Annotated in this window: 1 pseudogene; it reads left to right on the forward strand. The window is 69.6% G+C overall.

Annotated features, from left to right (window positions below):
• Positions 1-437 (forward strand): annotated as a pseudogene (locus tag BTA51_RS29200) (glutamine synthetase); the annotation flags it as partial.

Raw genomic sequence — 437 nt, forward strand, 5'->3', positions numbered from 1 at the left:
TGCTGGCCTCGGGCCTGTCGGTGCCCTCGACGCTGATCCTCAAGGACACGGCGCATCGCACGGTGTTCGATGTCTGGAAGGACGGGCTGACGCTGGACGGCGTGTCGCTGGCCGGGGCCGGCGATCTGCTGCTGGTTCCCGATGCCTCGAGCTTCACGCCGCTGCCCTGGTCGCCGCATTCCGCCGTCATCCTCTGCGATCTCGCCTATCGGTCGGGCCAGCGGGTCTCGGTCTCGCCGCGCGGGCTCCTGCGCCGGGCGATGGAGCAGCTGGCGGCGACGGGGCATGACGCAGTGATGGGGCTGGAGGTCGAGTTTCAGGTCTTTTCCGTCAGCGAAGACGGGCTGGGGCATGCTCAGGCGACGTTCCCCCCCGCGCCCTTGGCCACGCGCAACACGACGCAGGGCTGGACCTTCCTGACCAAGACGCGCTACGGC

The organism is Hahella sp. CCB-MM4, assembly GCF_002260525.1.
In the GTDB taxonomy this organism is placed as follows: domain Bacteria; phylum Pseudomonadota; class Gammaproteobacteria; order Pseudomonadales; family Oleiphilaceae; genus Hahella.